Annotated in this window: 9 protein-coding genes; 5 read left to right on the top strand and 4 right to left on the bottom strand. The window is 53.5% G+C overall.

From position 1 onward, the window contains the following. Positions 1–59: 59 nt before the first annotated feature. From RC85_RS16225 to RC85_RS16215, 3 genes are all read right to left on the bottom strand, one after another. On the bottom strand, positions 60–1,319 hold the full coding sequence (locus RC85_RS16225; protein WP_068264711.1) for a methyl-accepting chemotaxis protein: 1,260 nt from the start codon (positions 1,317–1,319) through the stop codon (positions 60–62). Between the two features lie 36 nt (positions 1,320–1,355). Then, entirely contained in the window at positions 1,356–1,868 is a 513-nt protein-coding gene (locus RC85_RS16220; RefSeq protein WP_068264709.1) for a chemotaxis protein CheW, read from the bottom strand. A gap of 424 nt (positions 1,869–2,292) precedes the next feature. Continuing rightward, entirely contained in the window at positions 2,293–3,318 is a 1,026-nt protein-coding gene (locus tag RC85_RS16215) for a 2-dehydropantoate 2-reductase (RefSeq protein WP_068264707.1), read from the bottom strand. Positions 3,319–3,475: 157 nt separating this feature from the next. On the opposite strand from RC85_RS16215, the gene RC85_RS16210 reads away from it, so the two are divergent. The 4 genes from RC85_RS16210 to cmk all read left to right on the top strand — a co-directional run bounded on the left by RC85_RS16210 (position 3,476) and on the right by cmk (position 9,052). After that, on the top strand, positions 3,476–4,372 hold the full coding sequence (locus RC85_RS16210; RefSeq protein WP_068264729.1) for an AAA family ATPase: 897 nt from the start codon (positions 3,476–3,478) through the stop codon (positions 4,370–4,372). 61 nt (positions 4,373–4,433) lie between these two features. Then, entirely contained in the window at positions 4,434–5,750 is a 1,317-nt protein-coding gene (locus tag RC85_RS16205; protein ID WP_068264706.1) for a DUF58 domain-containing protein, read from the top strand. After that, entirely contained in the window at positions 5,747–8,314 is a 2,568-nt protein-coding gene (locus RC85_RS16200) for a transglutaminase TgpA family protein (RefSeq protein WP_068264705.1), read from the top strand. Before RC85_RS16205 ends, RC85_RS16200 begins: the two co-directional genes overlap by 4 nt. Positions 8,315–8,371: 57 nt before the next feature. Then, positions 8,372–9,052, top strand: coding sequence for a (d)CMP kinase (gene cmk / locus RC85_RS16195; RefSeq protein ID WP_068264704.1), 681 nt, complete (start codon positions 8,372–8,374; stop codon positions 9,050–9,052). Between the two features lie 177 nt (positions 9,053–9,229). Here the strand turns inward: cmk and RC85_RS16190 are convergent, their stop codons facing one another. Further along, the gene (locus tag RC85_RS16190; protein WP_084422744.1) at positions 9,230–10,015 is read right to left on the bottom strand and encodes a class I SAM-dependent methyltransferase; all 786 of its coding nucleotides are present in this window, start codon (positions 10,013–10,015) and stop codon (positions 9,230–9,232) included. Between the two features lie 256 nt (positions 10,016–10,271). Between RC85_RS16190 and RC85_RS16185 the strand changes: the two genes are divergently transcribed. Beyond that, positions 10,272–11,480, top strand: coding sequence for an anti-sigma factor family protein (locus RC85_RS16185; protein WP_068264703.1), 1,209 nt, complete (start codon positions 10,272–10,274; stop codon positions 11,478–11,480). The last annotated feature ends 245 nt before the right edge of the window (positions 11,481–11,725 follow it).

Raw genomic sequence — 11,725 nt, 5'->3', positions numbered from 1 at the left:
CTGTTTTCATTGTGACGCACCTCTCCCGGAGGGAGAAGTGCATCACAAACGCTGTATTTTTATAACTGATACTTCGCGACTAGATCCTGCAGCGTTCTTGCCTGTGCCGTTAATTCCTCCGCGCTGGCTGCGAGTTCTTCGCTGCTGGCGGCGTTGGATTCGGTGGTGTCTGAAATCACCTTGACACCTTGTTGCACCTGAGTCGCGCTGGCGGATTGCATGTCGGTCTGGTCTGAGATTTCGGAAATACGTTCGGCTGATTTTTCAACCGCGCTGACAATTTGCTCGAGCGAAGTTCCGACGCGTTTGGACAGGTCGGCTCCCTCGCCAACACGTCGCGACGATTCTTTGATCAGGCCGGTGATTTCCTTGGCCGCTTCGCTGGATCGTTCGGCCAGTTTACGGACCTCGTCGGCGACCACAGCGAATCCCAATCCGTGCTCGCCCGCTCTGGCTGCTTCGATCGCTGCGTTGAGTGCCAGCAGGTTGGTTTGGCTGGCGATTTCGCTAATCACCTGGATAATCTCAGAAATCTGTTCGCTTGATTTTTCGATCAGCAGCATCGCGTTGAGTGCTTCGGCGACTGCTTTTCCACCCTCCAACGCCATGTCGGTTGTTTGCAAGGCTTGGTCGCGAGATTCGGTGGTGCTGGTGGATATTTTTTGAATCGATCCGCTAAGTTCGTCAATCGATGCGGTCATTTGTTCAACGGATGCTGCTTGCGATTGGGCTCCGTCGCTTAGCGTGGCGCTGGATTCGGCGATCACGCGTGCGCCTTCGGCAAATTCGTTGGCGCACTCGATGACTTCGCTGGTCAATTGCCGAGATTGTTCGTGTTGGCGGTCGGCAATTTCTTGCAACTGAACACGCTGCGTTACGTCGTTGGCGATCTTGATGACCTTGGTTGGATTGCCCTTGGGATCCAGGATTGGATTGTACGAACCAAAGATCCAAACCGGGCTGCCATCCTTTGCGACGCGTGGGTATTCGCCTTGCAGGTAGGAACCGGTTTGCAGTGTTTCCCAGAACTGTTTGTATTCGTTGCTGGCGGCGTAGTCCGAGTCGACGAAAATTCGGTGGTGTTTGCCCTGCACTTCTTCAAGCGTGTAACCCATCGCCGACAAGAAGTTTGAATTGGCGGTCACGATGGTTCCGTCCAGGTTGAATTCAATCGTCGCTTGCGACTTGTTGATCGCCTCGGTCAGAGCCTTCATTTCCGCGAGCTGCTGCTGAAGCGATGCGTTACTGGATGCAGCGCGACCTGAGGCAGCACGTGGTTTGCTTGACGCGGCGGGACGACGAACTGATTTTTTTGCCATAACAAGTTGCAGTGAAGCTTAAAGTTGTGATTGTTCTTAAAGAGTAAGGTCAACGTCTTTGATGTGTTCTAAGTTTTCGATGCTTAGCAACTGATCAACGTCCAGCACGATGACCAACCGATCATCCACTTTGACGAAATTACTGATGTAGTTCCGGCCGTCTGCGGTAATTGTTTCGGGTGCCGGCCCGATAGAATCTTTTTCGACTCGCAAGACTTGATTCACCGCGTCTACGGTGCATCCCATGGTTTTGTCGCCCACGTTGACCACGATCGTTCGCGTTTCATCGTCAACCGGTTTCGCGTCGAATCCAAACAGGACTCGCAGGTTCAAGATCGGAATGATGGATCCGCGCAGATTGCTGACACCATCGACATAGGCAGCGACCTGAGGCGTAGGCGTGACGTTTTGCAGCATCACGATTTCGCGAATCTTGCCGATCGGGAATGCGTACCTTTGTCCATGCACCTCGAATTCAACGAACTGTTCCATATCGGTCCGTCGGACTTGTTGCGACAGATCGGTATTGGGGCCGTTGGGCGCGTTCATGGGTTTCGATCGAATCAAAGAGGACGGTCAGGGAACAAAAGTTTACCGCCCCAGTAAAAATGGGTGACCAGCCGAGGTCAAGCTTTACGCACCGGTTTGGCTACATTTTTAGAAATCTCATAGGGCGATCATAACGCTGGTGAATAGTCCCGGCGGGACGGAAGCTCTCTGCCGGGGATGTAAATCCCCGGATGGCAGCGTTCTATCTCACCAATTCTCTGGCTCGGTTTCGCGGCGTAGCCGCGAAACCGAGCCAGAGAATTGGTTACAGAGAATTGATGTGGTGCAGCCATCCGGGTGCTCGCGCACCCGGCAGGGAGCTGCCGGCCCTCCCGGCCTAACGCGCAGTAACTGATGCAACGTCCCGAGCGAAACGCGACTCTAAAAAGTCGTACGTTCCTTAGCAGTGCTTTCCAGCGCCAGTCTACCTTCGCTGCAGAAAACCTAACTGCAACGCGAGCGCCCGGGTCATTGGCATTTCACAACCTGCATTGGCTGCCGCATGCACGGGTGCCCAGAACAGTGATTCAATTTCCATGGGCCGATTCGCCAGGTAATCCAGTCGCATGCTGCTGTCGTAGGGCACCATTGTGCGTGTCACTTCGAGCGTTTTCTCGATCATTTCATCAGGAATTGTGACGCCGCAAGCCGCCGCGCCGCGCTGGACTTCCAACATCAACAATCGCGCCAGCCGCGCGGCGTCTTCGTCGTCAATCAGTTCTTTTGATGATGCATTTAGAATGACGGACAGACCATTGAATGGGATGTTCCACAGCAGTTTTCGCCAGCGAGTCAGCAGCATATCATCGGTCGTCTGAGCCTCAATTCCGGCGGCATGAAAGTCCGCTTCGATTTGCTTTGCGATTGGACTGATCGATTTGGGGCGGTCCAACGAAGTCTTTTTTGATTCCTCAGAACGTTGCAGGCCATCACAGTCTTGCCAATCGCCGAACACGATTCGACCTTGGTCCAGGTGACGGATGTGGCCGGGGGCGATTTTATTGCTGCATAGAAAACAACACCCGGTCAACACACGCGATGCTTCGTTTGATTGATTACCGATTTGGTTGACGACCGCAGCGGCATCGGATTCGATCCCAAGTCCGTTTTGCAGCACCAAGACAACACCACCATCGGCGGTCGGCGCGGGCAGCAGTGTGCTGAGCAAATGATTGTTGGTCGTTTTTAAGCCGATGATCGTGACGTCACAGGCGGGCATTGTTTCTGGACTTGCGTGAATTCGATCGGCAATCGAGGCGGCGGGCAAATGGAAGTCGCCCCAATGCGATTCCACTTGAAAACCATTTTCTTGAACATGTTCAAAATCTCGATGCAGCAGAAAATGGACCTCGAAACCGGCATTGGCCAACATTCCACCGTAAAGTCCGCCCAACGCACCGCTGCCGATGATTGCGTAAGTAAAGTTTTTATGATTGTTTTGATTTGCCATGCAACTTCCGTGCTCCTCGGCACTGTCTAGTTTGGTGAAATCGGTATGATGTCGTTTCCCAGCACGATCTTATCCTGCAACTTTCTACTCAACTCAGTCGCTAACCAAAACCATGCCGCAAGATGCGTTCGAGATTTCTCGGTTGCTTAGACAGAATATTGAGCGAGTCGTGTTGGGGAAGCCCGATGTCGTCCAAATGCTGGTCACCGCTTTGCTGGCCGGTGAACACGCGTTACTGGAAGACGTTCCCGGCGTTGGCAAAACGTTAGCGGCCAAGGCGCTCGCGCACAGCATCAATGGATCGTTTTCGCGATTACAGTTTACGCCTGACTTGCTGCCCAGCGACATTACCGGCAGCGTGATCTATCGCAGCGACCAGCATGAGTTCGAGTTTACTCGCGGGCCGATCTTTGCGAACGTCGTTTTGGCTGACGAAATCAACCGAGCACCACCGCGGACTCAATCAGCTTTGTTGGAAGCGATGAGCGAGGGCAGCGTGTCGATTGACGGCGTCACCCACGAATTGCCCAAGCCGTTTATTGTTGTGGCGACCCAAAACCCATTCGAGTTTGAGGGCACGTACTTGTTGCCCGAAAGCCAGCTAGATCGTTTTTTACTGCGGACGTCGATCGGGTATCCAGATCGGGTGATCGAGCGTCAGGTTTTTAAATCGCACCGGATGGGCGAACCCGTCGATACGCTGCAGCCAGTCGTTTCGACCGACGGAATCCTTGGGGCTCAATCGGAAGTCCGAAACGTTAAGGTGGACGATTCACTGGTCGAATACTTATTGGACTTGGTCGAAGCGACACGTGACCACGACGGATTCCAAGTCGGCGTCAGTACTCGCGGGGCGCTTAGTTTTTACCGCGGCTGCCAGGCACACGCGATCACCGACGGACGAGACTTCGTCACGCCCGACGACATCAAGGCGCTGGCAATCCCAGTTTTGTCGCACCGAGTTTTGCCAGATGGGATTTTCCAGGGCGCGTCGCGTGACACGGTTGAATCGCAAATGACAGAATTGTTGCAGCAGATTCCGGTTCCTGTTTGACTTCGATGATTGTGCGCCCCGTGTAGGTAAAAAGACTTTGAATCTTGGTAAATCAAGCCGAATGACATGGCAGCGTAATCGCTTGACGCGGTTGGGAGTCCATTTTCTGTTTGTGGGTTCGTTCGCACTGATCGGCGGAGCGCTTCGCGGATTCAACTTGCTTTTGATTCTGGCGGGTCTGGTCATCGGCATTCTGTTGATGCATTGGCGTTGGTCGCGGCGGTCGCTGGAGGAATTAAAAGTGTCCAGGCGATTGCCCGGCGAAGCGTTCGCGGGAAAACCGTTTCGCATCGGTTATCAGATTCAATCCACCAGCCGTTTTTTGCCGGTCTGGATGCTGCGGGTGGAAGACAATGTGTCAGCGTATAGAACAACACCAAGCACCGGAGGCAAATGGAATCGCCTGATCAGCAAGTCATCGTTTTTTTCAAAGTTTGTCAACGCAACGTTGGTGTGTGGCGTTGGCGTCGTTCCACCCAAACAGACACGCTGTGCGAATTGCGATTGCACGATCACTCAGCGAGGCGTGTACCAGCTTGGGCCGATTCGTTTGCTAAGCTGTTTTCCGTTTGCATTGATGACGGCTTGCAAAGTGTTTCCGGCGACGGAAAAGCTTTACGTTTATCCGAGACTGTTGCCTTTAAAACAAAACTGGGGCCGCGATTTGACCAGCACCGTTGGCAGTGATTCGACTTCGGTGAAGCGGAGTGGTGGCGAACGTGGCGAGTTTTTTGGTCTACGCGAATGGCGGTCGGGTGATAGCACTCAATTGATTCACTGGCGAACGACGGCCCGAACCGGTGTTCCCGCGGTGCGTCAATTCGAGCAAAAGAGAAGCTTTGATCTCTGCTTGTTGTTGGATGCGTTTGACCAACGGACGGGTCAATCTGAAAACGGTGTTTACAAAAACGTCGATGCGATGGACGGTTGGCTGCATGAAGACCCGGTGTTTGAAAAAGCGGCTTGCCTTTGCGCTTCGTTGGTTTGTCAAATGCAGAAACTGATGTCCAATCGGTTTGTATTGGCCGTCGCTGGATCAGTATCAACGGTGGTGCAGAGTAACGGTCAGCGGGGCGGGGCCGAGTTATCAAAACGAAGGATGTTGCAGTTGTTGAGCGAAACTGACGCGGTGGAGACGCCAAAGTTAGCTGACGCAATCGCGATGGCATCAAAGTTGGTGGGCCGCAGCCAAGATTTAGTCGTCGTCAGCACGCGATCGATGAATGATGCGATTCTTAGCGAGCCCGGTTTGAAGGAAGCGGTCGCGGTATGGAATCGACAGAACGTGTTGCGATGGATTGATGTTCGGTCCTCGGATTTCGGCCGGTTTGTGGCCGAGAAAAAAGTGGTCATGTCCAGACCGGGAGCCACGTCATGAATGGATCTCGGATAGCCGGGCGTCTTCAATTTGCGTTCGCTGTGTTGACTTGCCTGGGCGGGTTGGTTTTGGCGTCAGGAACCAACACGGAAATCATTCCTGCGATCGCGATCTTCTTTTCGATCTTTGGATTTTTGTTTGTCGATTGGTTACGCATCTTTTCGCTGCCACCGGTCGCCGCCTATGCTGCGATGGGCTTGGCGGCGTTGTATTGCATCACCAATTTTCTGGACATGGACCAGCCTGGGAATCATCAAATGATTTCCGTTTCGCAGTTGTTGGTTTGTGTTCAAGCGATCTTGATGCTGCAAAGGAAAACGATTCGGATTTACGAACAGCTTGGCGTTTTCTGTTTGTTGGAACTGGTGGTCGCCGCCGTCTTTAACGACGCTCTGAATTATGGCCTGATTCTGATCCCGATTTGCATCATCGGATTGTGGGCTTTGGCTTTGCTGGCGATCGCGACGTCGATGAACAGTGTTGACGGACAGTTTGATCGTTTGCTGGGCGCACATCAGCACGCTGAACCTGAATCGGATCCTTCGCAGTCAGGTCTGGTGCAATTCGATGCGGCTGAATCAGGCGAATTGATGGCCAGCGTCGGCAAGCGGTTGCCAGGTGTGGTGATGATTTCGTTTGCGCCGGCGGTTCTGATCGTTTCGGCATTTTTCTTTTATGCCTTACCGCGGACTTCGGAAGCGGGTCGCGTCAGCAATCGTGGAACAGCCGTCGTCGGGTTCAGCGAAGAAGTTCGGCTGGAACAGATGGGGCAAATGGGACAGAACAGTCAGGTCGCTGCGCGGATTACGCTGACGCGGCGGCCCGGCGGCCAACCCTATCAACCGATCTCGGGAATCTACCTTCGCGGCGCTGTCTTGGAACTCTACCGACTGGAACGGACGGGAGATGCGTCTGGCAGGCGCGGCGGCAGTTCATCGATTTGGTCGGCGATTGGCGGACGTTCAATCAATCGACAAAAACGATTGCCGCAAGAATTCTTTCCGTCCCGATTTGACGCCGAAGGTGCGACAGGTCTGACGTCGGATTCCATCGATGTCGAGATCGTGTATGCCGCGTCGCGCGCCGCGTCGCTGTTTTCGATTCCACCGTATTTTGAAATCGATTCCAATCGAGATCTATTGCACGTTAGCGACCGCTGGACTTTGGGCAGGGAAGCTGAAAAGTACTACTATCCGCGAATTACGTACAAGTTCGGTACCAATGCGTTTCGCGGTGGTGTTCAGTGCGAAGCGATTGTTTCCGGTTTGGCGATGGAGGTTCTTTCGATTGAACAGAGCTTCGATTCCAATCAAAACTCTGATCCAGAACAAACGCTCACCCGCACGATCAGAAAACAATTGATGAAGGCGGACGCCGAAAAACGATGGTCGTTGTACCGAGAGGAAACGCTTGAATTTGATCGTCGAGCAATGCCAACGATTGCAAAAATCGCCGATCAAGAGGCTCGTGGTCTGATGAAAAAATCGCCCGATAAGCCGGTCAATAATTATGCGTTAGCCAAAGCACTGGAAAAGCATTTCTTTATCAATCAGCGATACACGTATTCATTGAATCTAAATGCGGAATCTGTCGTTGGTTTGGATCCGATTGAGCAATTTGTTTCCGTCGATCGTGTTGGGCATTGCCAGTACTTCGCTTCGGCGCTTGCGATGATGTTGCGAAGCCAAGGAATTCCTTCCAGAGTTGTTGTCGGTTACAAGACCGATGAATTCAGTGAGATCGGCGGCCAGTTTTTGGCTCGGCAATCGCACGCGCATGCTTGGGTCGAAGCTCTTATCGATCACCAGGATTTGGATCAACGTCGCATCAGTGGTGGTCAGCCGAGATCCGATCAATACTGGGTGCGGTTGGATCCAACACCTTCATCGTTCGTGGACAGCAATCAAACCAGCGGCGCAGGTCAGGTCCTAAATTTAGCCCAAGATATCTGGGACGGGCTGATCATCGACATGGACTCGGATAAGCAGGTTCAAGTTCTGTCAAACAAAGGTGGTTCGGGTGCTTTGAGCCAAAGCTACAGTCAGTTTGTTGGTCACCTAAGCAATGCCGTTAGCAAGATTCGAGCGGGCGATTTGGGTGGCGGATCCTTGGCCAAGTACGACTACTTTTCATGGCAAGCGGCGATACTTGGAATTGGAATTTGCTTCGCGGTGGCAGGATTGGGAACCGTGATGCGACGCAAACAGTATGGTTGGGCAAAGAAACGCTCAAAATTGGAAACACGATCCATCGCATCGCGGCCGTCGATTGACTTTTACGCGATCGCGATGGACCAGTTGAAACGTTTGGGGATTGAGCGTTTGAGTGCTCAGACGCCAAACGAGTTTCTGCGGGATTCAGCATCACAGGCCGCAGAGCCCTTGACCGTTTTGACTTCGGCGTTTTATCAGGTCCGATATCGTGGGCGAGAATTAACCCCAGACAAAAATCCTACGACGCCGAACCCGTCGCAGCACCAAGTTGACCAGGCTTTGGAAGAATTAACACGTCGCGTTGACGCCATCCGCGGTGGCGACGACACTGCCGTGTCAGAAGACAATTAAGTAGCGCGTCGGAAGACAATCAAGAGCGGAACGTAAAGCATCTCGGAGATTTTTGAAGTGATCGTAACCATCGACGGACCTGCAGGAGCCGGAAAGAGCAGCATCGCGAAACGATTGGCGATGGAATTAGACTTCGACTTTCTGGACACCGGGGCGATGTATCGAGCGATCACGCTGGGCATCATCCGATCGCACCTGGAATGGGAAGATGTTCCCGGCTTGATCGAGTTTTCGCGTGCTGCTGTATTGCGTTGGGAAGGCGAACAAATTTTCTTGAACGACCAAGATGTGTCGCAAGAAATACGAACACCGACGGTCACATCAGCGATCCACTTCGTCGCCGATTTGCCCGAGATTCGTTGCGAGCTTACGAATCAACAGCGAAGAATTGCCTGTGATCTGAACGAGGCGGGGCGAGGAATCGTGACGGATGGACGCGACCAGGGAAGCGAAGTTTTTCCCAACGCTCAGTGCAAAATTTTTCTGACCGCATCGCCCGAGGAACGAGCTCGCCGGCGGCAAGAACAGTTGTCGGCATCCGGTCGGTTTTTACCTCTCGATGAAGTCCTGGTTACTCAAAACCGCCGCGACAAGGAAGACACCGCTCGCGAGGTCGGCGCTTTACGTCCCGCCGATGACGCAACAATCGTCGAAACCGACGGCATGACTCCGGACGAAGTAATCCAAAAAGTGCTGTCGATCGTTCAGCAGTGCAGTGAATACGAATCGCCCCGTTGAAGGCGCCGATGAAGGCGGCCTCTGCGCTGGCGCGGCCACTGATGGGAACGTCCAGCTTAGGAACCTGTCCGAAAGTAGGCCGTAGCGAGTGGAGCGAGTGACGGCATTTTGCAGCCCTGCCGTAACTCGCTTTACTCGCTACGGCCTACTTTTCGCCAAATACGGAACTTGTTTCAATTACAGAATCAACTTTGGCGTCGAGTCTCTGTTTCCTCCGGGTGCATTGATTGGGTTTGCGATGCGTCTTGCTTTGATCCGCACGTAGGGTGCCACGAAACTGGCTCGGTCAGCGAAGGGACTGCTGGGGCCTGCTTGATCATGTCTGGGTTCGCTTAGCGCTTCGATGACAAAACCGCTTTGGCACATTCCGCCGATAATCTGTTCCCAGCGATGCAGGTATTCGATCGCGCCGCTTTCTCTTAACCGTCCTGTATTCTTGGTCATTTGTTTTGGCGGAGGCACTGGATTGTCGCGGTAGTAACGATGCTCGATTCGATAACCGCCGTCGGGATGTCGATCGGTCGATGCCTGCAGGCTGCCGGGTTGCTTGTGCTGCGAAACATAGACGCCGCCCGGACGAGTGACCCTGGCGACTTGTTGGAACACTTTGCCGATGTCGGGGACGTAGCACGTGCTGACGGGATGGATGACGATGTCAAAAGAGCTTGCCGCCAACATCGAAAGGTCTTCCATCGTTGTTTCAAACACACGCAGCGAAAAGTTTCGCTGGGCCGCGACCCGGCGATCCAGTTCCAGCATCGCGGGGCTGATGTCGATAACCGTCACTTCAGCGCCGGCGGCGGCATACAGTGAACTTTGACGGCCGCCGCCCGCTGCCAAGCATAGGACCTGTTTTCCGGCGATTGATTTTCCCAACCAGCCGGCCGCATCGACGGTTTGCAGCGGATTTGCCAATTCAGCGTCGGTCGCTGGCCGACAAAGCGGGTTTTGTGCCGTCGCCATGTTGTCGTAGACATCGCGATTGACGCGCTGGTAATCAAAGCGATTCATTGATGAATGGGCCAGGTGAGCAACGGTTTTGACGTATTTTTTGAGAAAAAGTACGGTTTTGATGAGTATTTTACGTGTTTTGCTGCGAACTTGACCCCGGCTGGGGAACTTTGCAAGCACCTTTGTCATCCCAACAACAGATCCGGGGTATCATGCCACCCGGATTTTGGAACCATTTTCGGCATGGGCTTACTTTAACAATCGGCCGGTGAACGCCATCAGTCCTGACCAACAGCATTGGCGAGAACGACTTAGCGACTATCTGGACAATCGTCTGGACGAGGCTGAGCGTGCGGAGGTCGAGTCGGCGATCCAGAACGAAGGCGAGGCCAAGCCAGATGGGCTGCGTGCTCACCTGGACCAACTGTCTTTCCAGCGAGATTCTTTGAAGCAACTGCATGCTCGCGATGCTCGGCAACGATTGGATTCCGGTTTCGCTGATCGAGTGCTCGATGCGTCGGTGATTCGTGCGATCGACGAAGGCGTTGGACACGATCATCCGTTAATGCGAATGGCGAACCAGTCCGGGTCAGATTTGCCGGTCGCGTTGGCAAATGAAAATCCGCGAGCTTACAACAGACGGTTGCTAACGGTCATCGTCGGGATTGCCGCATCGATTGCATTGGCAGTTTTTGTCGCTAATCGAAGTTCCAACAGCGGTGATTCGGTCAACGAGCAAACTCTATCGCTCGCACAAAATTCAAAAGCCGATCCAGAACCGTCGTCTTCACCTCAGCCGATGGTTCAACCAAGTCCGCGATCATTAGAACCAGCGGTTGAAGCTTTGGCGGTTTCCGAAAACACTTCGGAGAGTTTTTCCGAACCGGAAGACCTAGTGGCAGAGATGCCAATGAAACCGATTCAGCCGAATGTTGATTCGGTTCTGGATTCCACCGTCTCGATCGGCAACGACGTTGCCGCGAACAAGCTAGCCGCGATTATGGTGCTTGAGATTAAGCAAACGGAATCGGGTCGTATCGTGGGTGCGGTTCGCCGTGCGATGAAAAACGCTGGAATTCGGCGTGGTAACGAGAAATCGTTGACCGCCGAAATTGCCGAAACTGCTTCGCAAACCGTTGGGCTTGGTGAAGACGAATTGGTGTCGATGGTTTACTTGCAAGCGTCCGCGAAAAACATCGACCAGTTCTACGTCAACCTGTTTGACGATCGCGATGGCGTCGCCTCTGTTTCGCTTGCGATCGCTACCGAAGCACCTGTGTTAGAATTGGTCAATGCGGTTGACGTGATCGACGCAACGTCGGTGAAATCGGGTGCGGGATCGGCGACTTTGCTCAATGGCGAAACAGCTCCGCTGACAGACCTAGACTTCGCCAAAGTGTCACGCGAATCGATGCGTGGAATGGCACTCAGTAGCGGCCCCGACTTCGCCGCCCAATTGATCATCGTGATCCGCTGATTGGGGTCGGCCTGGGCCGCTAAATCATTGGGGTTGACTGCATTTACGTGGTTTAGTTTTCATTCCTGTTCAACAGGCCGGAGGCCGACACATCTTTGCCGGCGGCGTCAGCCACCGGAATGATTGAGACAAGAACCGCTAGCCCGGAGGGCGACACAACGAAGGCAATCTGCCGCCCTCTGGGCTATTGGATTCGCTTTTTCCGTGGACCGGCGGCTGACGCCACCGGCAAAGATCTGCCGCCC

The sequence above is a fragment of the Rubripirellula obstinata genome (genome assembly GCF_001642955.1).
Classification (GTDB): domain Bacteria; phylum Planctomycetota; class Planctomycetia; order Pirellulales; family Pirellulaceae; genus Rubripirellula; species Rubripirellula obstinata.
Note: the sequence above shows the minus strand (reverse complement) of the source record. Positions and strands in the feature narration are given on the sequence as shown.